The sequence below is a fragment of the Candidatus Palauibacter sp. genome, from assembly GCF_965261555.1.
Lineage (GTDB): Bacteria > Gemmatimonadota > Gemmatimonadetes > Palauibacterales > Palauibacteraceae > Palauibacter.
On the sequence record NZ_OZ253465.1, the window covers coordinates 3281547 to 3305503 of the forward strand.

The 23957-nt window shown below is 69.0% G+C and carries 20 protein-coding genes; 15 read left to right on the plus strand and 5 right to left on the minus strand.

Translation table 11 applies throughout. The features are described from left to right. The first annotated feature begins 59 nt into the window (after positions 1-59). The 3 genes from ACQY5G_RS14240 (at position 60) to ACQY5G_RS14250 (ending at position 5041) form a co-directional block, all read left to right on the plus strand. Positions 60-1490: an amidohydrolase family protein gene (locus ACQY5G_RS14240; protein WP_428275047.1), complete on the plus strand. Its 1431-nt coding sequence runs from the start codon at positions 60-62 to the stop codon at positions 1488-1490. 42 nt (positions 1491-1532) lie between these two features. Further along, positions 1533-3206 (plus strand): serine hydrolase domain-containing protein, encoded by a 1674-nt coding sequence (locus ACQY5G_RS14245; protein ID WP_428275049.1) that lies wholly within the window; start codon positions 1533-1535, stop codon positions 3204-3206. 161 nt (positions 3207-3367) lie between these two features. Next, complete coding sequence (locus ACQY5G_RS14250) at positions 3368-5041, plus strand: serine hydrolase domain-containing protein (protein ID WP_428275051.1); 1674 nt, start codon at positions 3368-3370, stop codon at positions 5039-5041. A gap of 13 nt (positions 5042-5054) precedes the next feature. On the opposite strand, the gene ACQY5G_RS14255 is transcribed toward ACQY5G_RS14250, so the two are convergent. Then, entirely contained in the window at positions 5055-6041 is a 987-nt protein-coding gene (locus ACQY5G_RS14255) for an NADPH:quinone reductase (protein ID WP_428275053.1), read from the minus strand. Positions 6042-6250: 209 nt separating this feature from the next. On the opposite strand from ACQY5G_RS14255, the gene ACQY5G_RS14260 reads away from it, so the two are divergent. The 4 genes from ACQY5G_RS14260 to ACQY5G_RS14275 all read left to right on the plus strand — a co-directional run bounded on the left by ACQY5G_RS14260 (position 6251) and on the right by ACQY5G_RS14275 (position 9600). Next, positions 6251-7036, plus strand: a complete 786-nt coding sequence (locus ACQY5G_RS14260) for an SDR family NAD(P)-dependent oxidoreductase (protein WP_428275055.1) — start codon at positions 6251-6253, stop codon at positions 7034-7036. After that, complete coding sequence (folB, locus tag ACQY5G_RS14265) at positions 7036-7407, plus strand: dihydroneopterin aldolase (protein ID WP_428275057.1); 372 nt, start codon at positions 7036-7038, stop codon at positions 7405-7407. The genes ACQY5G_RS14260 and folB overlap by 1 nt, the downstream gene beginning before the upstream one ends. Continuing rightward, positions 7404-7913 (plus strand): 2-amino-4-hydroxy-6-hydroxymethyldihydropteridine diphosphokinase, encoded by a 510-nt coding sequence (folK, locus tag ACQY5G_RS14270; RefSeq protein ID WP_428275059.1) that lies wholly within the window; start codon positions 7404-7406, stop codon positions 7911-7913. Before folB ends, folK begins: the two co-directional genes overlap by 4 nt. Positions 7914-8034: 121 nt before the next feature. Then, complete coding sequence (locus ACQY5G_RS14275; protein WP_428275061.1) at positions 8035-9600, plus strand: hypothetical protein; 1566 nt, start codon at positions 8035-8037, stop codon at positions 9598-9600. Positions 9601-9630: 30 nt separating this feature from the next. Here ACQY5G_RS14275 and ACQY5G_RS14280 read toward each other — a convergent pair whose 3' ends face one another. After that, positions 9631-10140 (minus strand): hypothetical protein, encoded by a 510-nt coding sequence (locus tag ACQY5G_RS14280; protein ID WP_428275062.1) that lies wholly within the window; start codon positions 10138-10140, stop codon positions 9631-9633. A 155-nt stretch (positions 10141-10295) separates the two neighbouring features. Between ACQY5G_RS14280 and ACQY5G_RS14285 the strand changes: the two genes are divergently transcribed. The 6 genes from ACQY5G_RS14285 (at position 10296) to ACQY5G_RS14310 (ending at position 18163) form a co-directional block, all read left to right on the plus strand. Then, positions 10296-11207: a DUF3810 family protein gene (locus tag ACQY5G_RS14285; RefSeq protein ID WP_428275064.1), complete on the plus strand. Its 912-nt coding sequence runs from the start codon at positions 10296-10298 to the stop codon at positions 11205-11207. Further along, positions 11204-13159: a cation:proton antiporter gene (locus tag ACQY5G_RS14290; protein WP_428275066.1), complete on the plus strand. Its 1956-nt coding sequence runs from the start codon at positions 11204-11206 to the stop codon at positions 13157-13159. Before ACQY5G_RS14285 ends, ACQY5G_RS14290 begins: the two co-directional genes overlap by 4 nt. Further along, positions 13156-14322, plus strand: a complete 1167-nt coding sequence (locus tag ACQY5G_RS14295; protein ID WP_428275068.1) for a pyridoxal phosphate-dependent aminotransferase — start codon at positions 13156-13158, stop codon at positions 14320-14322. Before ACQY5G_RS14290 ends, ACQY5G_RS14295 begins: the two co-directional genes overlap by 4 nt. After that, the gene (locus ACQY5G_RS14300; protein ID WP_428275070.1) at positions 14319-16145 is read left to right on the plus strand and encodes a DUF4153 domain-containing protein; all 1827 of its coding nucleotides are present in this window, start codon (positions 14319-14321) and stop codon (positions 16143-16145) included. The genes ACQY5G_RS14295 and ACQY5G_RS14300 overlap by 4 nt, the downstream gene beginning before the upstream one ends. Before the next feature lie 157 nt (positions 16146-16302). Then, the gene (locus ACQY5G_RS14305) at positions 16303-17019 is read left to right on the plus strand and encodes a hypothetical protein (protein ID WP_428275072.1); all 717 of its coding nucleotides are present in this window, start codon (positions 16303-16305) and stop codon (positions 17017-17019) included. 34 nt (positions 17020-17053) lie between these two features. After that, on the plus strand, positions 17054-18163 hold the full coding sequence (locus ACQY5G_RS14310; protein ID WP_428275074.1) for a hypothetical protein: 1110 nt from the start codon (positions 17054-17056) through the stop codon (positions 18161-18163). On the opposite strand, the gene ACQY5G_RS14315 is transcribed toward ACQY5G_RS14310, so the two are convergent. Continuing rightward, positions 18126-19901: an amidohydrolase gene (locus ACQY5G_RS14315; protein WP_428275076.1), complete on the minus strand. Its 1776-nt coding sequence runs from the start codon at positions 19899-19901 to the stop codon at positions 18126-18128. The genes ACQY5G_RS14310 and ACQY5G_RS14315 overlap by 38 nt on opposite strands. Before the next feature lie 193 nt (positions 19902-20094). On the opposite strand from ACQY5G_RS14315, the gene ACQY5G_RS14320 reads away from it, so the two are divergent. Next, positions 20095-20715 (plus strand): hypothetical protein, encoded by a 621-nt coding sequence (locus ACQY5G_RS14320; RefSeq protein ID WP_428275078.1) that lies wholly within the window; start codon positions 20095-20097, stop codon positions 20713-20715. Positions 20716-20845: 130 nt separating this feature from the next. Then, positions 20846-21916 (plus strand): PA0069 family radical SAM protein, encoded by a 1071-nt coding sequence (locus tag ACQY5G_RS14325; RefSeq protein ID WP_428275080.1) that lies wholly within the window; start codon positions 20846-20848, stop codon positions 21914-21916. Here ACQY5G_RS14325 and ACQY5G_RS14330 read toward each other — a convergent pair. Continuing rightward, positions 21913-22854 (minus strand): PDZ domain-containing protein, encoded by a 942-nt coding sequence (locus ACQY5G_RS14330; RefSeq protein ID WP_428275082.1) that lies wholly within the window; start codon positions 22852-22854, stop codon positions 21913-21915. The genes ACQY5G_RS14325 and ACQY5G_RS14330 overlap by 4 nt on opposite strands. Before the next feature lie 107 nt (positions 22855-22961). Next, on the minus strand, positions 22962-23807 hold the full coding sequence (locus tag ACQY5G_RS14335) for a prohibitin family protein (RefSeq protein ID WP_428275084.1): 846 nt from the start codon (positions 23805-23807) through the stop codon (positions 22962-22964). Positions 23808-23957 lie beyond the last annotated feature (150 nt).

The window sequence follows — 23957 nt, forward strand, 5'->3', positions numbered from 1 at the left end:
GTCGCGGACGATCCTCAGAAATGACGCTATTGCGCCGCTTCCCCTCCGCGTAGCCGCCCGTGGCCGCCATCGATCGCCGCGACTTCATGCGGGGCGCCGCGCTGGCCGGCGCCGGGCTCGCACTCGGCTGCGATGCGGACGACCGGCGGGGGGCACCGGCGACGGCGACCGGCGACGAGGCCGGAGCGGCGCCGGCTCCCCCTCTGCTCATCGACCGGGCCAGCGTCTTCGACGTCCGGGCGGGCGCCATGCTCCCGGACACGAGCGTCCTCGTCCGGGCCGGCCGGATCGAAGCCGTCGCCCCCGGCACCGAGTTGAACGCGGATTCCGACGCCGCCGCGGGCGCGGCGCGTATCGACGGGACCGGCCTCTTCGTCCTCCCCGGGCTCATCGACGCGCACGTCCACGTCACCCACATCCTCTACCAGTCGCACATGACCGGCGACGAGGTCCTGCCCTTCTACCTCGGACACGGGGTCACGTCGATCCGCAGCACGGGAGACAACGTCCCGGCCCAGCGCCTCATCGAACGCTACGCCGATGACCACCCGGAGATCTCTCCGAACCTCTTCCGGTGCAGCTTTCTCATCGACGGCAACCCGCCCTGGCATCCCGACGTCGGCTGGTACCTGGCGACGCCCGCCGACGTGGATCCCTTCGTCGCGGACATGGTGGCGTGGGGCGTGAAGACGCTCAAGCTCTATGTAGGCGTCGGGCGCGAGATCGGACGCCGTGTGATCGAGGCCGGCCACGAGCATGGTCTCGTCGTGAGCGGACACCTCCTCGACTATCACACGGCGGACGCCGTCAGCGACGGACTCGACTGCGTCGAGCATATCTATACGGTGTCCAACTTCCTCCTCGACGACCCCGACGACCGCCATTCGATCAACCTCGACTCGGACGAGGCGCGCCGCCTTATCGACGTCATCGCCGAACACGGCGCGCGCGTCGATCCGACGCTCATGGTCTTCTGGGGCACGCTCCTCTTCATGGACCTCCCCGAGGTCTACGGACACCCCGACCACGACCCCATGCCGGCTCGCCTCAAGGCGTTCTGGGACAAGGACCGGGAGCGGCGGAGCCTGGACTGGGGCGCGGCACCGGTCTCCGTGCGCGAGGGGACGTGGGAGAAATACCTGCGGCTCACCGGCATGCTGCATGAAGCCGGCGTGCAGTTGCTCGTCGGGACCGACGCCCCGGAGCCGCAGGTCGCGCCGGGCGCCTCGCTGCACCACGAGATGGAGTTTCTCGTCGAAGCCGGCATGCCGGCACGCGAAGTCCTGTCCGCCGCCACGCTCGAGAACGCGCGGATTCTGAAGGAGGATGGGAACCGCGGCGCCGTCGAGGCGGGACTGGAGGCCGACCTCGTACTGCTCGAGGCGGACCCTCTCGAGGACATCCGCAACACGAGACGCATCCGGACCGTCGTGCGCGCCGGACGCGCCCTCGATCCCGCCGGGATCCTGGCCGCGGCGCCGACCGAGTAATCGGCGCCACTGGAGTGGCGCCATTCAGTCAGGAGGAAGACGATGAAGACACGACTCCGGACCCTCATCCTTCCCCTCGCCGCGGGACTCGCCTGCGCGGACGCGAGTCGCGACGATCCGTCCGGGGGGGCCGTCGAAATGGCGGCGCTCGACGCCGTATTCGCGGACTACAGCGCTTCGGACGGCCCCGGATGCGCCTTCGCCGTCTCGCGGGATGGACAGCAGGTCATGGCGCGCGCGTACGGGATGGCGGATCTGGAGTGGCACATCCCGAACACGCCCGAGACCGTGTTCGAGCCCGGCTCCGTCTCGAAACAGTTCACCGCCGCAGCCACGATTCTGCTCGCCCTGGATGGACGGATCGATCTCGATGACGACATCCGGTCGTACTTTCCGGAGATGCCCGACTACGGCGAAGCCGTCACGGTGCGGATGCTGATCCACCATACGAGCGGTCTTCGCGACTGGGGTTCGGTCGCCGCCATTCAGGGCTGGCCGCGCTGGAGCCGGGTCCACTCACACAAGCACGCACTCGACATCGCGAGCCGTCAGCGCGCCCTGAACTACGAGCCGGGTCGCTACTACTCGTACACGAATACCGGGTACAACCTCCAGGCGATGCTCGTAGAGCGGGTGACGGGCCAGACCTTCGACGAGTTCTCGCAGGAGCGGATCTTTCGCCCCCTCGGCATGGCGAGGACGCAGTGGCGCGACGATTTCACCGAGATCGTGGACGAGCGCTCCGTCGGTTACCGGCGCGGAGAGGACGGCGAATGGCACATGCTGATGCCGTTCGAGAACGTCCACGGCAACGGCGGTTTGCTTACGACCGTGGGGGACCTCCTCCGCTTCACGCGCAATCTGGATACGGGCGAGGTGGGCGGCCCGGAATTCGTCCGTCTCATGCACGAAGAGGGCACACTCGACTCGGGGTGGAAGACCGGCTATGCAGGCGGGCTGCGCGTGGGCGAATACAGGGGTGTGCGTGAGGTGTCGCACTCCGGCTCGACGGCCGCGTACCGGGGCTTTCTGACACGCTACCCGGATCACGGCGTGGCGGTGTCCCTGATGTGCAACGCGGCCGAGGCGGACTCGCGCGGACTCGCCCGCCAGGTGGCGGAACTCTACCTCGCGGACGCCATGACCGAGGAGCTTCCGGGCGGTCCGGCAGGGGTGGATGCCGACCCCGCAGACGTCGCCGCCTTCGCCGGCGGATACCGGGATACGCGAACGGGACAGTACCTGGAGCTGACCGCGGACGGTTCATCTCTGCTCATGCGCGGAGGACCCGGCGGGCCGCCGCTCTTGGCCACGAGCGAAACCGCGTTCGCCTCGGCCACCGGAGTATCCATCGCATTCGAGGGTCCACCGAACGCAGGCGAACGATCCGCCGGCATCCTGAACATGCCCGCGGCGGATGGCGTGCGGATCGAGCCCGTCGGCGCGTTCGAACCGACCGCGGCCGACCTGGCCGACTACGTCGGAGCCTACCACAGCGAAGAAGCCGAGGTGACGTATCGGTTCGAAGTGGAGGACGGGCGTCTCGTGTTTCGGGATCGGTACGGCGACGGCGCGGCGCTCGAACCGCTGTATCCCGACGCGTTCGCGCGGGAGTTCGGCACGATCATCTTCCGCCGGGATGCGACGGGACGGGTCACGCAGGCGAGTCTGAGCGAGGGGCGGGTCTGGGATCTCCGCTTCGAGCGGGTGCAATAGATCGCTGCGGGCCGCCAGGCCCGCCTCCCCCTTTCGGCCGGGACGCGGTCGCCGGATCTCGACGGGGCGGGGGCGCGCACCGACATTGCACTACCGGTCGCGCAGACGGCTTCGGCCGGCAACGACACGGTGAGTGGCGCCATTCAGTCAGGAGGAAGACGATGAAGACACGAATCCGGACCCTCATCCCTCTCCTCGCCGCGGGACTCGCCTGCGCGGACGCGAGTCGCGACGATCCGCCCGGGGGGGCCGTCGAAATGGCGGCGCTCGACGCCGTATTCGCGGACTACAGCGCTTCGGACGGCCCCGGGTGCGCCTTCGCGGTCTCGCGGGATGGACAGCAGGTCATGGCTCGCGCATACGGCATGGCGAACCTCGAGTGGGACCTGCCGAACACGCCCGAGACCGTGTTCGAGCCGGGCTCGGTCTCGAAACAGTTCACCGCGGCGGCCACCATCCTGCTCGCGCTGGACGGACGCATCGACCTCGACGACGACATCAGGGAGTACTTCCCGGAGATGCCCGACTACGGCGAGCCCATCACGGTGCGGATGCTCATCCATCACACGAGCGGGCTCCGCGACTGGGGGTCGGTCGCCGGCATCCACGGCTGGGCGCGGACCACCCGGATCCACACGCACAAGCACGCGCTCGACATCGCGAGCCGCCAGCGCGCCCTCAACTACGAACCGGGCCGCTACTACTCGTACACGAACACCGGATACAACCTGCAGGCGATGCTCGTGGAGCGGGTGACCGGACAGACCTTCGACGAGTTCTCGCAGGAGCGGATCTTCGGCCCCCTCGGCATGACGAAGACGCAGTGGCGGGACGATTTCACCGAGATCGTCGAGGAGCGCTCGATCGGATACCGGCGTGGCGACGACGGCGAATGGCACATGCTGATGCCGTTCGAGAACGTGCACGGGAACGGCGGCCTGCTCACGACCGTCGGCGACCTTCTCAGGTTCACCCGCAACCTCGACACGGGCGAAGTCGGCGGGCCCGAGTTCATCCGGCTCATGCATGAGCAGGGGATGCTCGACTCGGGGCGGCAGATCAGCTACGCGGGCGGGCTCTTCGTCGGCGATTACAAGGGCGTGCGCGAGGTCCAGCACTCCGGAGGAACCGCGGCGTACCGGGGCTTCCTCACCCGCTTCCCCGACCACGGGCTCGCGGTGTCGGTGATGTGCAACGTGGGCGAGGCCAACCCCGGCGGGCTCGCCCGCGCCGTGGCCGACCTCTACCTCGGCGACGCCACCGACGAGGAAGCGTCGGAGGATCCCGCGGGCGCGGACGTCGACCCGGCCCGCGTCGCCGCCCTCGCCGGCGGATACCGCGACACCCGCACGGGCCAGTTCATGGAGTTGACGGCGGACGGCGCCTCGCTCCGCATGGGCGGAGGGCCGGGCGGGATGTCCCTGGCGGCGATGAGCGAGACCGAGTTCGCCTCACCGGCGGGCGTATCCATCGTCTTCGACGCCGCGGCCGATGGCGGAGCGAGGCCCGGGGCCACGATGGACACGCCGGTCGCCGATGATGTGAGGATCGAACCGGTGGAAGGATTCGAGCCCGCCGCTTCGGACCTGGCCGCCTACGTGGGCGCCTACCACAGCGACGAGGCGGAAGTCACATACTGGGTCGAGGTTGAGGACGGCAGCCTCGTATTGAGGGACCGGTACGGAGGCGGGCCGTCGCTGGTGCCGGTGTATCCGGATGCGTTCAGGCAGGGAGGCAGCACCTTCATCTTCCGGCGCGACGAGACCGGGCGGGTCACGCAGGCGAGCCTGAGCCAGGGACGCGTCTGGGACCTGCGCTTCGAACGGGTGCAGTAGCGCGACACGCTCGTCAGAGTTCGACGAGGATCTTCCCGTCCGCGCGGCCGGACTCGAGGGCCTCGTGTGCGGACGCCGTCTCCGCGAGGGGGAAGGTGGCGGCGATCCGCACGTCGAGTTGTCCGGCCGCGAGCCAGGTCGTGAGATCCCGGACCGCGGCGCGGCGGGCGGCGGCGGGCAGCAGGTATCCCTGCAGGAAATGGATGCGCAGGTCCTTGAAGGCGAGCGGATAGTAGGCGAGCGGCAGTTCCGGGCCGGAGGTTGACGAGTACGAGGCGATGGTCCCGTTCTCCCGCAGCACCGCGACGTCCGTCTCGAGGTTCGCGGCGAGGTCCACCTCGATGATGCGGTCCACGCCTTCCCCGCCCGTGAGGTCGAGCACGCGGCCGGCAACGTCCTCCCGCCGGTAGTCGATCGCGTGTCTCGCGCCGCCGCCCCGCGCCACTGCCGCCTTGGCGGCGCTGCTCACCGTGGCGATGACCTCGGCGCCGCCCAGAGTGGCCAGCTGCACCGCCAGGTGGCCGACGGCCCCGGCGCCTCCCTGCACGAGGATCCGCTTTCCGCCCACCGGCCCGTCCCCGTACACGGCGTAGTGGGCCGTACAGCCGGGCACTCCGAGGCCCGCTCCGTCGGCGAAGGAGGCATTGTCCGGCAACGGCACGGCCTGCGCCTCCGGTACCGCCGTGTACTCCGCCGCCGTTCCGAACGGACGGCCGCCGCTCTGGGCGTTCCACAGCCAGACGCGTTCGCCGACGCGGGACCCCTCCACCTCGGCCCCCACCGCATCGATCGTTCCCGCCCCGTCGGAGTGCGGGACGATGCGCGGATGAGGCATCGACAGACCGATCCAGCCGGCCCTCCGCTTGGTGTCCGACGGATTCACGCCCGAGGCGGCCAGCCGCACCCGGACTTCTCCCGCCCCCGGCACGGGCGCTTCCTGCCGCCCGAACCGGAGCACCTCCGGCGCGGGGCCGGTCATCTCGTACCAGATCGCTTTCACGCGCCTTCTCCCGGTTGGAATCCCGCGCCCGCCACGGGTGGTCCGCAATGGGGCATGCGCCGCCTTCGCGTGCAACGCCCCAACCGTCCTCGAACCTTGTACATTCCCGGCTTCCCCGGTGCGGGACCGCCGGGGAAGTGCACGCCCCGGGGGGACACCCGCCGGGGGACTCCCGCGTCGTCGGGGATGCTCGTGAACGGAGAGATGCCGTGAGACTCGAGGGTGCCGTCGCACTCGTGACCGGGGGCGCACGCCGGCTGGGCCGCGCGCTGTCGCTGGGTCTGGCGGAGGCGGGATGCGACGTCTTCATCCACTACCGAAACTCGTCCGAGGCGGCCGACCGCACGGCGAACGATGTGCGGGCCCTGGGGCGCCGGGCGGCGGCGGCCGCGGCGGACCTCTCGCTTCCGGAGCAGATCGACGACCTGTTCGAGGCGTTCGACGCGGCGTTCGGGCGTCTCGACATCCTGGTGAATTCCGCCGCGAGCTTCGAGCGCACCCCCTTCGACGAGGCGACGGTCGCCGAATGGGACGCCGCACAGGCGCTCAACCTGCGCGCTCCCTTCCTCATGACGCAGCGAGCCGCCGTCCGGATGCGCGCCGTACCCGACCGGCGCGGCAGCCTAGGGGAACCTCTGGCGCCCAGCGTCATAATCAACATGTCGGACATGGCGGCGGTCGCTGCCTGGAAGGGGTTTGCGGCGCACGGGGTCAGCAAGGCGGGACTGCTGCACCTGACGGCGCTGACGGCCCGCGAACTGGGCGCGGAGGTGCGCGCGAACGCGATCGTTCCCGGCCCGATCCTTCCGCCTCCCGGCGAGACGGCGGAGGATGCGGCGTGGCGGGAGAAGGGTCGGAGGGTCCCGCTCGGGCGGACGGGCGATCCGGAGTACGTGGCGCACGCGGCGCGGTTCCTGGCCGAGAACGACTATGTGACGGGAGCGACGATCTACGTGGACGGCGGCGAACATCTGCTGACGGGAGGACGGCGCTGATGGCGTACTCCGATACCGTCATCATCCGTGACCTCCTCGTCCGGGGCATCATCGGAGTCAACGACTGGGAACGCGAGAAGAAACAGGACATCGTGATCAACCTCTCGCTCTCCGTGGACGCCCGGGCCGCGGGCGAATCCGATGACGTCGCGGACGTGCTGAACTACCGGACCCTGACGAAGCGCGTCATCGCGCACGTCGAAACGGCCGAGCCGTATCTCGTTGAAGCCCTCGCGCACCAGATCGCACGGATCGCGATCGTCGACTTCGGCGCCGCGCGGGCGAAGGTCCGCGTGGAGAAGCCCGGGGCGCTGCGCTACGCGCGCTCGGTGGGGATCGAGGTCGAACGGACGGCGGCAGACTACGCGTGAACGCCTCGCCCCGAACAACCCTCCTCACGCTCGGCTCGAACATCGATCCGGAGCGGCACATCGTCGCGGCCCTCGAGGCGCTCGACGAACTGCTGGGCATCGACGGAGCCTCGCCCATCTACGAAGCGGAACCGGTCGGGAACCCCGGGATGCCCCGCTTCCTGAACGCGGCCGTGCGCATCACGACCGATCTCTCCCCGGGAGAGTTGAAGTTCGAGGTCATCCGGCCGCTGGAGCGGCGCCTCGGACGCGTCAGGACCGCCGACCCCAACGCCCCCCGCACGATCGACATCGACATCGCCGCCGTGCAGGGCCTGGTCGTCGACCAGGAGGAGCTGCAACTCCCGGACCCGGAGATCCCGACGAGGGCGCATCTGGCGGTCCCTCTCGCCGATGTGGCGCCGGGATTCCGGCACCCCGGCCTCGGAATCACCCTGGGTGAGATCGCGGCCCGTTTCCGTGACGAGCCGGGCCTCGCGAAACGCGACGATGTCCGGTGGCCGTAAACCCCGCGCGACCGTACCTTCCCGCCCCATGATTCCGTCCGCGGCCCTCCCGGAAAGGGGGACTCGCCCTGCTCCGTTCCGGGGCGCGAACGTCGTCCGACTCCTGTGCCTGCTGGGGCTCTTGCCAACGTCCGCAGCGCAGGCGCAGGACGGCACGGGCGCCATCATCGATACCGTCATCATCGGCCGGCAGGACGTCTTCCCGGAGAGCGCCGCGGCCGGAAACTTCATCTACCGCCTCGGCAACGGATTGCACGGGACGACGCAGCCCTGGGTCATCCGCCGCGAGCTGCTCCTGGGGCCGGGGACGCCCTACGACTCACTCCTTGCCGCCGAGAGCGAACGGAACCTCCGTCGCCTGGGCCTCTTCCGCCGGGTCCGCGTGGATTCTACGCGCGTCGATGGTAAACTCGCGCTGGACGTGAGAACGCGCGACGCGTGGAGCCTGCAGCCGCGCATCACGGGGCGGGTCGCAGCCGACGGTACCCTCACCGGCACCCTCGGGGTCACCGAGGTCAACCTCGCGGGCAGTGGAAACTCCATGCGCGTGTGGTACGTCCGTGAAACCGACCGCGACGGCATGGATCTCCGGCTGACGTCGAATCGATTGGCCTCCACCCGGCTCGCGGCCAACGCGACCTGGCGCAACCTGTCGGACCGCGACGTCGTCGCGTGGCGCCTGTCGAATCCGTTCCGCGCTCTCTCGGACCGCTCGGCGTTCTACTACGAGGGACGGGACTTCCGGGGGCGGATCCCCCAGTACGTGCGCCACAACCCGGACAGCCTCCAGACGATCGAATGGCGGCGGCGAGCCCATATCCACCGCCTGACCGGAGCGATCGCGCCGATCGCGAATCCACGGAAGTTCCTCCGCATCGGGGCGACGCTCGAAATCCGGCACGAAGAGCACCTGCGGATCGAACATCCCGGCGTCAATCTGGACAGCCTCGACGCCACGGTGCCCGACTCCGTGTACGGACTTATCGGCGTATACGCCGAATGGCGGCGCGCCCGCTTCGAGCGCGTGCAGCGCTTCAACGGGTTTTCCGAGGAAGACCAGGATCTGAGCGACCGCGTATACCTCTCCGTCAAACTCGCCCACGAACGCCTCGGATACAGGTCGACGGGAATCGGAACGCGTCTTCTCCTGTCATCCGGAAGGCGGGCGGGCCCCGCGATTCTCAAGGGTGCTCTCGATGGCGGCGGCCTCTTCAACTCGGCGGGCCTCGACTCCGGCTACGTCTTCGGCACCGGAACGGCGGCGGTGCGGGAGACGGAGCGGAACACGACGTTCCTGCAGGCCTCCGCGGGGGTCCAGGAGTCACCCCGCCCGGGCTCCGAGCACGACATCGGCTTCCAGATACTGCCGCGCCTCTGGGGGCCGCACGCGTTCGTGGGCACGCGCACGGTGCGCGCGACGCTCGAACACCGCTCCTACCTGGTGGACAACTTCTACAACCTGTTCGGGCTCGGCGTCGGCGCGTTCGTCGACTATGGCGGCGCCTGGTATCCGGACCAGGATTCGAGGCTGGGAGGCAACATCGGGGTCACCGTGTTCGGAGGATCCCCGCTCTCCTCCTTCGCGCAGGTAACGAACCTCAATGTCGGTTACCGCTTCGGCGGAGGGATCGGTGAGAGCGAAAGATCGAGGTGGGCCTTCAGCGCCGGCGGCGGCTTACGATTCTGACGGACTTCTCCGGTCCCCGGACGAACCGCGCTAGGGTAGAAGGATGCCGCCGGCGACGAGGAGTTGCTGGCCCCCCTCGAGTTCGTACCTCGCCTCGACGAAGGGCGTGAACCCGACGAGCGGGAAACGGAATCCGGCGATGACGTTCAGGCCGTACAGCCGCTCCAGCACCCCTTCACTTCCGTTGGACGGGACCCTTTCCCACGCCACGTTCAATCCGCCGCCGGCGTACGGGACCAGGTTCGTGACGCGATCGAGCGAGATGTCTGCGAGAACGTTGAGGTTGAGTTCGTGGTAGTCGTAGTCGCCGCCGGGGTCGCCGAGACCAGAGTCGGGGAAGAAGTAGTCGAAGGAGCCCGCGAGCCGGACGCCGGGGGCGATCCAGGGCAGCGTCAGTTGCGCGCGCGGGCCGAGGCCGAAGTCCGCGTCGTCCCCGAAGGTGACCTGGCCCCCGACCTTGACTTCCTGCCCGGCGAGGGGCGGTGGGCCCGCGACGACCGCGAGCAGAACGATGAGCGACCCCGACGTGCTCCGACGCATATTCCCCTCCCCCGTTTCTCGGACTCCCCGCTTCCCGGACTCGCCATCGGTCCCGCCCCGGCTTCCGACAGGAGTGTGACGCCGCGAAGGCCCCCACGGTTGCACCCGGCCCGTCGATCCCGAACTTTCGTCCACCGACCCGCGTACGAGGAGCCATGGAAAGACTCCGGATCCCCAACCTAGCGACGTACCTGCCGGTCGCGCCTTCCGATCTGCTTCTTGCCGCCCCCGTTGCCGCCCGGGTGCTCTTCGGCCTGAGCCCGGCCGGGCGGGCGCTGCAGGCGGCGGCGCTCGGCGTGTACGCGGGCAGCGCGCTCATCGACTGGGCGGTTCGGGCGGACGCCCGTCGCGTGGATTTCGAGGACGCGTTCGGCTTCGATCCGCTCTCCCCGCCCCCCGCGTCGGAGGAGGAGCGGAGACGGGATGTCGAGGGTCTCGTCGAGCGGCTGAACGCGAACCACGTGCCGATGGAGACGCCACGGAAGGAACTGGCGGAGCAGGTCGACCTTTGTCTCACCGATTATCTCGCGGAACTTACCGGCCAGCGTCTGGAGACGAGTTCGCAGGTCCGGGAGTTCATGCTCGCGCAGATCGTCTTCCCCTTCGCGCTCGGGGCGGCGGACCCCCTGACGGGGGACGTCGCGATCTTCCGGAGCACCGGCATCTTCGAACCCCATGTGATCGCGCACGAGTTCTGCCACCGCAAGGGATACATGAAGGAAGTCGAGGCGCAGATCCTCGGCTACTTCGCCCTGGTGCGTTCCGGTGAGCCCGTCCTCGAGCAGTCGGCCCACTCCGAGCGCCTCGACCGCCAGCTCTGGGTGCTGGCGGAGCGCGACGCCGCCGCGTACAACGGCCTCCTCGCCGAGATCGGACTTCGGGAGGAGTTGAAGGATGCCTTCGCCGTGCGCCACCCGGCGGAGGGTCCGGTCAGCGGGGTCGTGGGTCCGATGATGAAGAACGCCTACAACGCCCGCATGAAGCTCACGGGGCAGAACGGCCTCTCCGACTACGACGAAGGCTTCACGAACTTCCTCCTCGCGACCGAGCGAACCGCCGACTCGTGAACCTCCAGGATCCGGCGCTCACCTTCGCCCTCGCCATCACCGCGGGCGTCGTTGCGCAGTCCGTCGCGCGACACGCACGCGTACCCGGCATCCTCTTCCTGCTCGCGACCGGCATCCTCCTCGGGCCCGCCTTCGCCAACATCGTGCGGCCCGACACGCTGGGCGAAGGTCTCAACCCCATCGTCGGGCTGGCCGTCGCGGTGATCCTCTTCGAGGGCGCGCTGCAACTCAACCTCGACCGGCTGCGGCGCGAGGCGGTGACGATCCGCCGGCTGATCACGCTCGGCGCGCTCGTCACGATCGCCGGGGCCACCGTCACGGCGATGCTCGCGCTGGGCTGGAGCCTCCGCATCGCGCTGCTCTTCGGGGCGCTCGTCTCGGTCACGGGTCCGACGGTGATCAACCCGCTCACGCGGCGGATTCGTCTGCGAAACAACCTGCGGACGATCCTCGAGGCGGAGGGCGTGCTCATCGATCCGGTCGGCGCGATCCTCGCGGTCGTCGCCTTCGAGTTGGCGCTCGCGTCGACGGCGGGGGACGTGGGGGCCGGTTTCCTCGGCCTCCTCACGCGCCTGGGCCTCGGCTCCGTCATCGGCGTGGCCGGAGGGTTCATCATCGGAGGGCTGTTGAGGATGCGGCGCGCGATCCCCTCCGATCTGCGGAACATCTTCACGCTCGCCTGCGTCCTCGCGCTCTACCAGGGTTCGCACGCCATCCTGCCCGAAAGCGGCATCATGACCGTCGCGATCGCCGGCCTCGTCGTCGGGAACATGGGACCCCGGCACGCGCGCGAGCTCGTCGAGTTCAAGGAACAGCTCACCTTCCTCCTCGTGGGGCTCCTCTTCGTCCTCCTGTCGGCGGCGGTGGACCTCGGCGACGTGCGCGCGCTGGGGGTGGGCGGGATCGTGACCGTGATCGTCCTCGTCGCCGTCGTCCGCCCCCTCTGTGTTCTCCTCTGTACCCGGGGCGCCGGCCTGAGCCGCAACGAGCAGGCGTTCCTCGCCTGGCTCGCTCCCCGCGGGATCGTCGCCTTCGCCGTCTCCTCATTGTTCGCGGCGGAACTCGCGCACAGCGGGATGGAGGTGGAAGGCAACCAGCTGCGGGCGATGGTCTTCCTCGTCATCGCCGTCACCGTCGTCGTCCTCGGCGGGACGGGCGGGCTCATGGCGCGCCTGCTGGGGGTGCGGAAACCGTCCAACCACGGGTTCGCGGTCGTCGGGGCGAATCCCATCGGACGCGCGCTCGCGCGAACCCTGCGCGCCGCCCGCCGCGGGGACGCACCCATCGTCCTCATCGACACGAACCCGACGGAGGCGGGGGCGGCGGAGAGCGACGGCTTTCGCGTCGTGCTCGGCAACGCGAACGAATCGCGCGCGCTCCTGAAGGCGGGGGTCGAATCGCGCCGCGCCCTCGTCGCCCTCACGCCGAACGAAGGCGTGAACCTGCTCATTGCCAAACGGGTCGGGGAAAGCTGCCCGGGCGTGAGCCGCCTCGTGGCCATCGATCCGCTCACGCCGGGAGTCGGACCCGAGCAGGTCGAGGAGGGCGGCGCCTCGGTGCTGTTCGGGCTCGGGATCGACTACGAGCGCTGGGCACACAACTTCCGGCGAGACCGCGTGGAGATCGAACCTCTCATCTTCGATGGCCTCTCCGGGCTGCGCATCTCCCAGATCGATGCGCTCGCCGACCGCCGGCTCCCCGCCCTCGCCCTCGTGCATCGCCGCGGCAAGCGCGAACACCCCGTGTCGAGCGACACGACGCTGAAGCCCGGCGACGTCGTCTGGTTCGGCTGGCTGCGCGGACAGGCGGAACTCGTCGAGCCGCGGCTCGTACGGGCCGGATTCCGCCGCCCGGACGCCGAGGGCGCGGAGGACGGCGGCGAGACGGCGGGACAAGACGTGCCCGGCGCCGGTGGCACGCGGCCGATCGACGGGCCAGATTCGGACCGATGAAGATCCACACCGCCCGGCGTACGCACGGCTTCACGGAATCCGTGATCCGGATGATGACCCGGCTCTCGAACGAGCACGGCGCCATCAACCTGTCGCAGGGTTTCCCCGACTTCGAATCGCCCGACACGCTGAAGATCGGCGCCGCGCGCGCGATCTACGACGACGTGAACCAGTACGCGATCACGTGGGGCGCGAAACGGTATCGCGACGCGCTCGCCGCGAGCTATCGCGACTGGTACGGGCTCGACGTCGATCCGGAGGCGCACCTCACGATCACCTGCGGCGCGACCGAGGCGATGATGGCGGTGTTGCTGGCGGTCGTGGACCCGGGGGAGGAAGTCATCGTCTTCGAGCCGTTCTACGAGAACTACGGCCCGGACACGACGCTCTGCGACGCGACTCCGGTGTTCGTGCCGCTGACATCGGAGTGGCAGATCGACTTCGACCGCCTGCGGGCGGCTTTCAGCGACCGGACGCGCGCGATCATTGTGAACACCCCGAACAACCCCACGGGCCGCGTGTTCAGCCGCGCGGAACTCGAGAAGATCGCGATGCTCTGCCAGGAGTTCGACGCCTACGCGATCACGGACGAGGTCTACGAGCACATCCTCTACGATGGCGCGCGGCACATTCCGATGGCGACGCTTCCCGGCATGCGGGACCGGACGATTACGATCAGCGCCGCCTCGAAGACGTTCGCGGTCACGGGCTGGCGGATGGGGACGATCGTCGCGCACCCGGAGTTGTCCGACGCCATACGCAAGGTCCACGACTTCCTCACCGTGGGAGCCGCCGCGCCCCTCCAGGAAGGCGTGGCCACCGGCCTCGAGATGCTTCCGCCGTCCTACTACGAGGGGCTCGCCGACGTTTACGGCGCGAAACGGGACCTCTTCTATCCCGCGCTCGTGGAGGCCGGGTTCGACTGCCGCAAGCCGGAGGGCGCGTACTACGTGCTCGCGGACTTCTCCGACCTCTCGGATCTGCCGGATGACGAATTCGCGTTCTGGCTCACGCGCACGATCGGCGTCGCGCCCGTCCCCGGATCCAGCTTCTTCCACAAGCCGGAGGATGGGCGCAAGCTCGTGCGGTTCGCCTTCTGCAAGACGGAAGCGCTCCTCGAGCAGGCCGCCGAGAGGCTCGTGACGATCAGAGCCCGGGTTTGAAGCTCCCTTCGGTCGAGCGGCTCGCCGCGGCGGCGTGGGCGACGGCTCGGCGGTTCCCCGTTGTCCTGGCCTGCGCGGTCGTCGCCGCGATCGCCGCGATGCGGGCGATCAACGCGGAAACGGCGCTCGAGCTGCGCCTCCTGGCCTCGGCCAGTCTCGGCCTGCCGCTGCTTACCGGGCTCACCCTGTTCGCGGAGCGCTGGAAGCTCCCGTTGCCGCGGCACTGGGCGCTGCGCGGACTCGGCGTGGCCGTGCTCGCCCTCTACTACTGGCAGTGGCCGAACTGGGGCGAGAACATCGCCGGCCTCCGCCACTTTCACCTGACGGCGACGCTGCATCTGCTCGTCGCCTTCATCGCCTATCTCGGCGTCCGCGAGCCGAACGGCTTCTGGCACTTCAACCGTACGCTCTTCTTCCGCTTCGGCCTCGGGGCGATCTACACGGGCGTCCTCTTCGGCGGACTCTCCATCGCCATGTTCGGCATCGAGAATCTCTTCAACATCGACATCGCCGATGAGAACTACGGCCGACTCTTCTTCTTCCTCGGCTTTGTCTTTCAGACGTGGTTCGTGCTCGCGGGCGTGCCGGACGATTTCGAGCAACTGGAACGCCGCGAGGACTACCCCGCGGGTCTGCGCGTCTTCGCCCAATACGTGCTCCTCCCGCTCGTCGCCGTATATCTGATCATCCTCACCGCCTACCTCGGGCGCGTCGTCATCACGACGACGTGGCCCAGCGGATGGATCGGACTGCTCGTCTCCGCGCTCGCCGCCTTCGGCATCCTGTCGCTCCTCCTCGTGCATCCGCGGCGCGGACAGGAGGGCCACGCGTGGATCGACACGTACGCCCGCATCTTCTGGATTCTCATCATCCCGTCCATCGTCATGCTCCTGCTCGCCATCGGGCAGCGCATCGAACAGTACGGGATCACAGAGCGCCGGTATCTCCTGCTGCTGCTAGGGATCTGGCTGGCGGGCGCCGCCCTCTTCTACACGGTGACGCGGTCGCACGAGATCAAGGGGATTCCGCTGACGCTGGCCATCATCGGCGCGGTCACCTTCGTCGGCCCCTGGTCCGCCTACGCCGTGGCCGAACGGAGCCAGACGGGGCGGCTCGAGGATCTGCTCTCGACGCGCGGAGTCCTCGCGGAGGGCAGGATCTCGCCGGCCGCCATCGAGGTCTCGCCGGAGGACTGGCAGCAGATCAACGATGTCCTGCTCTACCTGATTTCGTGGCACGGGACATCCGCGATCAACGAATGGTTCGAGGGCGGCGTGGCGACGGTGGATACGATCGGAGACGGCATGGCGGCCTCGATGAGGGTCGCTGAGGCCGGACGCCGGGCGACGCTCATCGCGGACCACCTCGAACTCGTGCCGTCCGAGGGATTGCTCGCGGATCCCTATGGTTTCGTCGACATCTCGCCTCCGGGGGGGCGGAACGCGGCGGTCGCCGTGTCCGGCTTCGACCGGGCCGTCTTCGAGCGCAACCTCCTGGGGGGACGCTACCCGTTCGAGGGCGACTCCCTCACCTTCGAGGCCACTCCGGACAGCCTCGGCACGACGATCCGGCTCGGCGGGGACGAACTGGCCACGGTCTCGTTCGGCGAACTCATCGCACGCGCCGGGCGCTTCGGGACCACGACGGCGCCGGGACGCGTGCAACTGCCGCCGGACTCGCTGCGGCTGGAGATCTCCGGGGCGGACCTGACGGCTCGCATCCAGGTCACGCTGCTGCGGCTCCGTGACAGCGATGGGGAACGGCGGCCGACCCGCGTCACCGGCACGCTGCTCCTCGCGCCCCGCGAGGCCCCGCCGCCTTAGAGGCCCCCCACGCCGCAGCAAGGCAACGACGGCCGTGGACAACCTTTCGGATCGGGATTCGGTCGTAGTGGTTGGAACCTGACCGCACGCCCGCGCGTATGTCAGTGAGACAACCACAGCGAGCTTGCGGACACTCGACCTTCCTCCTGGAGCCGACGTGACGTTCATTCGAAGAGTCGCCGCCGCCTTCACCCTCTGGGCCCTCGCGATCTGCGTCTGGGCCGCCCTTTCCCACCTCACGAGCCTGCCCGGGCCGGCAAAGGCGAGTACGGCGACCCTGGAGGGGATCGCGAACTTCGTCGAACGGGCGGACCCGCCGGGCTCGTTCCGCGCGCCCCGGCTTGCCGCGGAGCAGTTGCGCCGAACGGCACACACGGCCGGACGAATCAACGGAGGCATCGAGCGCGCCATCGGGGCGTGGCTGGACCGCCTCGGGCACGACGCGGCCCACGGTCGGCAGCTGCGCTTCGGGTCCGCAGTACTGGTCGGCGAACGGGAAGCCAAGGCCGTCGTCGGCAACGGTCACATCACGATCCGGATGGACGCGAGATCCGATGCCGGCCGCGCGCGGATCGAAGAACTCCGTGCGCTGCGCCTGACCGCGCCGCCCCTGTTGCGGACGCGAGACGCGGGAATCTGGATCGACCGGACCGAGAAGGCCCCGGCCGGATCGTCCGAAGCGGATCTCAAGCTGCACGCCGCGAGACACGGGGAGACCTTCTCCCTCACGGCCGCGGAGGCGGGATCCGCGCTGGATGAGGCGTCGATCAAACTGGAGGTCGGTGCCAACCTCGACCGGGACAAGATCAAGAAGCGGCTCGAGAAGCTCCTGGACCTGCTGGAGGATCTGCAGAAGTTCGAGGGCGGAGGGTAGCTCGCGGATTGCCGGTACACGACGCCGGAACCCCATGACGCGCCGGGGTGGACGGGCCGGCGCGGCCGGGCTGCTGGTTGCGGTCTCGTTCGCGGGCGTGGTACCCGCCGTATCCGCGCAGGAGACGCACGCGGGCCACGCCGGGTCGCTGGAAGCGGGCCGGCCGACCACGTCGACGGCGAGCATCCGGGTCGTCGACCATCCGGAACGCAAGGAACTTGCGGTCATCCTGGGCCCGATCGACCTCCCCGCCCGTTCATCGCACCACATGGCCCAGTTGCCCGTGCAGGAAGGCACCGTCCCCTTCGACCTGACGATCCGGGGCTATCGCACGCACATCCTCGACGGCGACGGCGGACCGGTCCCGCGCGTCGTCCTGCATCACATGAACCTGCTCGATCCGGGGCGGCGGGAACTGTTCCTGCCGATCATGCTGCGGGTCCTGGCGGCGAGCCACGAGACGCGGCCCGTGAGCTTCCCCGGCTGGCTGTTCGGCATTCCGATGAAGGGCGGTTCGAGGTTCCTCGCGCTCACCATGCTGCACAATCCGACGGAAGTGGACTACGAGGGCGTCACCGTCCACCTGACGCTCGAGTACGCGCGCATCGCCCCCCTTCCCGTCTACCCGGTGGCGCCGTTCCATCTCGACGCGATGTACCCCGAGGTGTCGGCAACGAAAGCCTGGGACCTTCCGCCCGGCCGCTCGGTCAAGACATGGGACGCGAGTCCGGCGATCCGCGGGCTCATCATCGGTCTCGGCGGTCACCTCCACGCGCACGCCTCCCGGCTCCGTCTCGAGAACCTGTCGACGGGCGACCTGCTGTACGACATCCGGCCCAGGCTCGATGAGGATGGGCACGTCGTGGACATCCCGGCGCTCACGCACCGGGGGCGGGGCGTGGGCGCGCTCGTCGTCCCGGAGCACCGATACCGGATCACCGTCGAGTACCGAAACCCGTTCGATACGGTGATCGAGGACGGCGGGATGGGTTCGATCGCCGGCGCCTTCATCCCGCTCGAGGACTGGCCCGCCGCGAATCCCCGCGAAGCGCTATTCGCCGCCGACTACGACTGGGTCGTCCGCAGTCAGATCCGGCACGGCGCCGTCAGTTCTCCCGGCTGTACTCCGTGCGACCGCCGATGATCGTGTAGTCCACGACGGTCTCCAGGATCTCGTCCGCGGGAATCGTGAGAATGTCCCGGGACAGGACCGTAATGTCCGCCAGCTTCCCGACCTCAAGCGTCCCCTTGAGATCTTCCTCGAACGCGGCGTACGCGTTGGCCCACGTATACGAACGGAGCGCCTCCTCGCGCGTCATCGCCTGCCCCTCGAAGAAGGTCCCGCCATCCTCGATCACGCGCGTGACCGTGCAGTGGAAGCTCGCCAGCGGGTCCGCATCCTCCACCGGGACGTCCGTACCGTTCGTCACGATCACTCCGGCCCGCATGAAGTCCCGCCACACGTAGGCGCCCGAGCGCGCCCGACCCGGGCCGAGCCGAAGGATCACCCACGGACCGTCCGAGCAGGCGTGGACGCCCTGCATGGAGGCGATGACGCCGAGATCGGCGAAGCGCGGAATGTCCGCCGGATTGACGTGCTGCGCGTGCTCGATCCTCCAGCGCAGATCGCTCATGTCCGCGTGATCGCCGAAGGTGCGCTCGTACAGGTCCAGCACCTCGCGGTTCGCGCGGTCGCCGATCGCGTGCGTATTCACCTGATAGCCCCGCTCGATCGCCAGCCGCGCGATGCGCTCGATCTCCTCCGGCGGCGTCGTCGGCAGCCCGATGGACGAGGGCATGTCCTCGTAGGGCTGGAGCAGCCAGGCGCCATGCGACCCGAGCGCCCCATCCGCGACCTGCTTGATCGACCGTACGGTGAGCCGGTCGCCCCCGTGTCCGACCATGTAGTACTCGTCCAGCCGCCCCTCGAGCGTCTCCATCCCGCCCTGCAGCATCACGTAGAGCCGCACGGGCAGCGCGCCCTCGTCCGCGAGCGTCCGGAGCAGGTCTACCGTCTCGAAGCCGGAACCCGCGTCCTGGAAGCTCGTGACGCCCTTCCGAAGCAGCTCCTCGTTCGCGAGCCGTACCTGTTCGCGAGCCCGCTCCTCGCGCTCGGCCTCGGAACGGCTTGCCTCTTCCTCGGCAAACGCCGCCCGCGCCAGGCGCTGCGCGGTCTCCCTCAGGACGCCGGTGGGTCGCCCCGTCGCGTCATGCACGATTTCGCCGCCGGGAGGATCGGGAGTCTCCGCATCGATCCCGGCCAACTCGAGCGCTCTCGCGTTCACGAAGGAGGCATGTCCGCTGGCATGCGTCAGAATGACGGGATTGGCGGGGCTCACCTCGCTGAGGCCATCGTGGACCGGCTGCCCCTCGACCATCGGATCGGGCGGCTCGCTCCACTTCTCCTGATGCCATCCCCTGCCGCTGATCCAGGCGCCCGGTGCCGCGCTCGAGGCCGCCTCACCCACCAGGCTGACGATGTCGTCCCAGGTGTCGGCGGTCGTCAGGTCGAGGATCATGCGCGCGTTCCCCAGACCCATGAAATGGCCGTGACCTTCGATGAACCCCGGGATCGCGAGCCGGCCCTGAAGGTCGATGACGTCGGTGCCTTCCCCGATCCATCCGGAGACGTCGTCGTCCGCCCCGAGCGCGACGATCCGCCCTTCCCTCGACGCGAGGGCGCTGACCACCTCCCCGCCCTCGCCCGCCAGGGTCGCGATCTTCCCGTTGGTGAGGACGAGTTCAGCCACGCCCATCGGCGGATCCGTGACCGCCGCACCACCCGCTTCCGCCGAATCCCCGGCGTCGGTCGCGCACGCCGCAAGGGCGAGGAGAAGGAACGATCGGACGAAAACGGACGGTACTTCGCGATGTCGAATCATGGTGTCCCTGACCTCGATGTAGAGCGGTTCGGGTGATCATAGCGGCACGCCGTCGACCGTGCACAGGAGGGGCAGGCCGTCCGCTCTCTCAGCTACCCCGCCGGAGCCCGTGCGGGTACGTTTCGCAGGAGTCCGCAGGGCTTCCGGGCGCTCCCCGGATCGTCCGCAAACGAGGTGGAGGAGGACCGACGCAATGGGGATAAAGCGCAATGTCGGAAGGTGGGGAGCCGGCCTCGCGCTGGGTCTCGTCTGCACCCTCCCGGCCGACGCCGAGGCCCAGATCGGCATCCTCGCGGGCTACAACCGCGACACGCTCGCGGAGTTCCTGCCGGAGAACGGGTTCGATCTCACGGAACTCACCGATGGGTATCACGTCGGAGTATTCCTGAATTTCAACCTCGCGACCTTCTCCATCCGGCCGGCCGTCGTTTACCACCGCATGCCGGAGCTCGTCGCGATGGCGGGCGAGGAACGGGTCCGGTTCGACATCGATCTGGTGGAAGTCCCGCTCGACTTCCGCATTCGGCTCCCCCTGCCTGCCGTCCAGCCCTATGTGCTGGGCGGGCCCGTCCTGACCTTCCCCTCCAGCACGTTTTCGGGCGTGGACGACCTCCTCACGGCACGCCCGGTGCGCGCGGAGTTCGGAGTCGGCGTCGAACTCGACCTCGGTTTCCGGCTCTGGCCCGAAGTGCGCTACGGATTCGGGCTAGGTTCGCTGATGGGATCCGATGTCGCCGTTGGATCCCGGGTACTCCAGGGCGAAGGAGAGCCCCGGCACGATTCCCTGACGCTCCGGCTCGGCATCAGCTTCTAGCCCTCCCGCGGCGGGCCGCTGACGGATCGCATCCCGCGGGCTGGCCGGACTTGACGCTTCGGTGACCCGCTCACCATTATGGCCCCGAAAGAATACCGAACAAACGCCGAAATAGGTGCACCGGGGGACGATGCGGGGAGTTTCCGAGAGACGGCGCTCGATTCGGGGACGCGGAAGCGCGCACAACCCGGCGAACCGCTTCCTTCCTCTCGCGGTGGAGCGGGAGGCCTGGACGCTCGCTTCCGACCCGGATCCGCGGACGGAGATTCTGGAGGATCGATCGCGCTCGATCATCTCCTACAACAACAGTCCGGACCTCGGCTTCGACGCGAGTCTGAACCCGTACCGCGGGTGCGAGACCGGGTGTTCGTACTGCTACGCGCGACCCACCCACGAGTATTTCGGACTCTCGGCGGGACTCGACTTCGAGAGCCGGATCCTGGCGAAGCCGGAGGCCCCCGCCCTGCTCCGACGCGAACTGGCCTCTCCGCGGTGGAAGCCGCAGGTGCTCGTGCTCAGCGGGGTGACGGACCCGTATCAGCCCGTGGAGCGCCGCCTCGGAATTACGCGCCGCTGCCTCGAGGTGCTGGCCGAAGCCCGGAACCCGGTCGGGATCGTGACGAAGCACCACCGGGTGACGCGGGACATCGACCTCCTGCGTGAACTCGCGCGGTACGACGCCGTGCAGGTCCAAATCTCCATCACGACGCTGGACCGCTCGCTACAGCGAAGGATGGAGCCGCGGGCGTCGACCCCCGAGCTGCGGCTCGACGCGATCGCGCGCCTGGCGGATGCGGGCATCCCGGTGGGCGTGAACGTCGCGCCCGTGATTCCCGGACTCACGGACCATGAGATCCCGGCCATCGTGGACGCGGCGGCGCAGGCCGGAGCCGGGAGGGCCATCTACATCATGCTCCGCCTTCCGTACGGGGTCGCCGCCCTGTTCGAGGACTGGCTGCAACGGAACTGTCCGGGCCGGGCGGAGAAGGTGCTCAACCGCATGCGGGAACTGCGCGGCGGGAGCCTCTATGCTTCGAACTTCGGGGAGCGGATGCGCGGGCGCGGCCCCTTCGCCGAACAGGTCGCGCGGCTCTTCTCACTGGCGCGTGCGAAGCACGGCATCGAGCCGCGCGACTACGACCTCACGGCGGAACACTTCCGGCCGCCGCGGGCCGGTCCCCAACTGGGCCTGTTCGACTAGCGGCCGAGGTCTCCGGCGCGCGGCCGCCACCTGAATACACCCTCCCGCTCCTCCAACTCGACCGTGAGCGTCTGTTCCCCACCGTCGCGGACGATGCGGACCGACACCTCCCCCGGTTCGAGATCGGAGAGAGTCCGTCGCAGGTCGTCGGGGTCGTCGATCTCCTCGTCGCCGAGACCGACGATGACGTCGCCCGCCCGCAGGCCGCCCTCCGCGGCCGGCGTGTCCTCGTGGACCGAGGTGACGAGGACGCCCCCTTCCACGCCGAAGTACTCCGCGAGCTGATCCCCCAGGCTCTGCGTATTCGCGCCGAGTCGCGGGCTCCCCGACAGACTGTAGAAGATGCGATCCACCACCCCGTCGGCGGCTCGTTCCCGGACCTCCCGGAGCCGCTCTTCCACTTCGAGCGCCCGTTCCCGCATGCGCGCCGACGAGGGTCGGACTCGCGTCAGCTCGACCTGCGGGGAGACCCAGGTCAAGCCACGGGCCCCCGAGAAGAAGCCCGACCGCTCGGCGAGCTCGACGGACACCTCGCGTTCCGCCCCGTCGCGGAGCACCGTCAGATCGACGACGCGCCCGGGCGGCGTCTCGCTCACCAACCGCCGAAGTCCCGCCACGCTCTCGACGCGCTCGCCGTTCCACGCCAGGACCACGTCCCCCTCCTCGATGCCGGCCTCGGCCGCCGGCTCGCCGTCGACGACGCCCTCGATGTAGACGCCGTACGCGCGAGACATCCCGAGCTCCGAGGCGCGCTCCCCGTCGACATCCAGGATCTCCACGCCGAGGTATGCGCCACCCCCGGAAAAGGCCACCCGGACCCGTTCGCGCCGCTCGTCCTCATCTTCCTCCTGGGCCGCGGCCGGCGCCAAGCCCGGGTACAACCCGGCGACCAGCGCCACCGCAAGCCCAATGGCGAGTGACTCCCTCCAGTTCTTCATGTATCCCCCCTCGGGATCATTCCCCCAAGTCGTGAACTGCCGCCTTCGTTTCTGCAGGGTCGGACACTCCGGGGAGGGCGGTCGGTTGCCCGGCAGGGCAGCCCGCCTCAGCGGTCCGGGGCGAAGAAGAGGGGGATGCCTCCCTCGGTCGGCGCGATGACCATGTTGTTGCTCCCTTCGCCGATCCGCCCGAGCATCTCCAGGTATCGCCAGTACAGGTAGCGCTGGCCCGAGATGCCGGCGAGGCTCTCCGCGATGATATCCTGCGCATCCCGGATCCCCTCGGCCTCGGCGCGCTGCTGATTCGCCTGCTCGACGACGACCTGGGTCTGGTACTGCTCGGACTGCACCTGCTGCTCGCGCGACAGCTTGGCCTCGATCGCCTCGCGGATCGTCTCCGGCGGCACGACCTCCCGCACGAAGAAATCGGTGATCTCGAGGCCGCGCGGATTGAGGCGGTTCGTCATCAGCGCCTCGATGCGGCCGGAGATGCCCGTGCGGTTGGTCGACAGGATGTCCGAGGCCTCGATCTCCGCGATCGCGTCGCGGATGGCCGAGCGATACGTGTTGTAGACGAACGAGGCGACGGCGTTCTCGTTCCCCACCGTGAGGTAGAGATGGACCGCGCTGTCCGGGTTGATGCGGTAGCGGTAGGCCGCGTCGACGGCGATCTGGAGCTGGTCCGAGGTGAGGGCGTCCAGGCGCTCCGCCTGCCCGCCCGAGGGATACTGGACCTCGCGCAGCGGATAGTTCGTCCACGAGCGCAGGACGTTGTGGTACAGCCCCTGGGTGTAGGGGCGGGGCGCCACGGCGCCGGTCACCGGGTTCCGCTTGACCGCCACCTCGTATTCGTCGACGCGGTTGAATCCGAATACGAACAGGATGAGTACGAAGAGAACCCCGGCGACGGCGGCCACCGTGCCGATGCGAAGCGATTTCACTGACTGAGCCATTCTCGTCCTCCAAAAAACCGAGACAGTGTCCGAGGGCGGCGAGGCCGCGCGGACGGTATCGTACGTGAGTTCATTGCAAGATAAGCGCGCGGTCGCGCCCGTCCCACCTCGCGGGCGGGACCTGTGGTCGCAGCTACACTCCTGGCGGGA

Bases quoted from the DNA above. Each gene is read 5' to 3' on its own strand.
- ACQY5G_RS14280 (WP_428275062.1), bottom strand. From the start codon at position 10,140: ATGCGTCGGAGCACGTCGGGGTCGCTCATCGTTCTGCTCGCGGTCGTC.
- ACQY5G_RS14250 (WP_428275051.1), top strand. From the start codon at position 3,368: ATGAAGACACGAATCCGGACCCTCATCCCTCTCCTCGCCGCGGGACTC.
- ACQY5G_RS14285 (WP_428275064.1), top strand. From the start codon at position 10,296: ATGGAAAGACTCCGGATCCCCAACCTAGCGACGTACCTGCCGGTCGCG.
- ACQY5G_RS14245 (WP_428275049.1), top strand. From the start codon at position 1,533: ATGAAGACACGACTCCGGACCCTCATCCTTCCCCTCGCCGCGGGACTC.
- folB (WP_428275057.1), top strand. From the start codon at position 7,036: ATGGCGTACTCCGATACCGTCATCATCCGTGACCTCCTCGTCCGGGGC.
- ACQY5G_RS14320 (WP_428275078.1), top strand. From the start codon at position 20,095: ATGGGGATAAAGCGCAATGTCGGAAGGTGGGGAGCCGGCCTCGCGCTG.
- ACQY5G_RS14335 (WP_428275084.1), bottom strand. From the start codon at position 23,807: ATGGCTCAGTCAGTGAAATCGCTTCGCATCGGCACGGTGGCCGCCGTC.
- ACQY5G_RS14315 (WP_428275076.1), bottom strand. From the start codon at position 19,901: ATGATTCGACATCGCGAAGTACCGTCCGTTTTCGTCCGATCGTTCCTT.
- ACQY5G_RS14325 (WP_428275080.1), top strand. From the start codon at position 20,846: ATGCGGGGAGTTTCCGAGAGACGGCGCTCGATTCGGGGACGCGGAAGC.
- ACQY5G_RS14310 (WP_428275074.1), top strand. From the start codon at position 17,054: ATGACGCGCCGGGGTGGACGGGCCGGCGCGGCCGGGCTGCTGGTTGCG.
- ACQY5G_RS14295 (WP_428275068.1), top strand. From the start codon at position 13,156: ATGAAGATCCACACCGCCCGGCGTACGCACGGCTTCACGGAATCCGTG.
- ACQY5G_RS14330 (WP_428275082.1), bottom strand. From the start codon at position 22,854: ATGAAGAACTGGAGGGAGTCACTCGCCATTGGGCTTGCGGTGGCGCTG.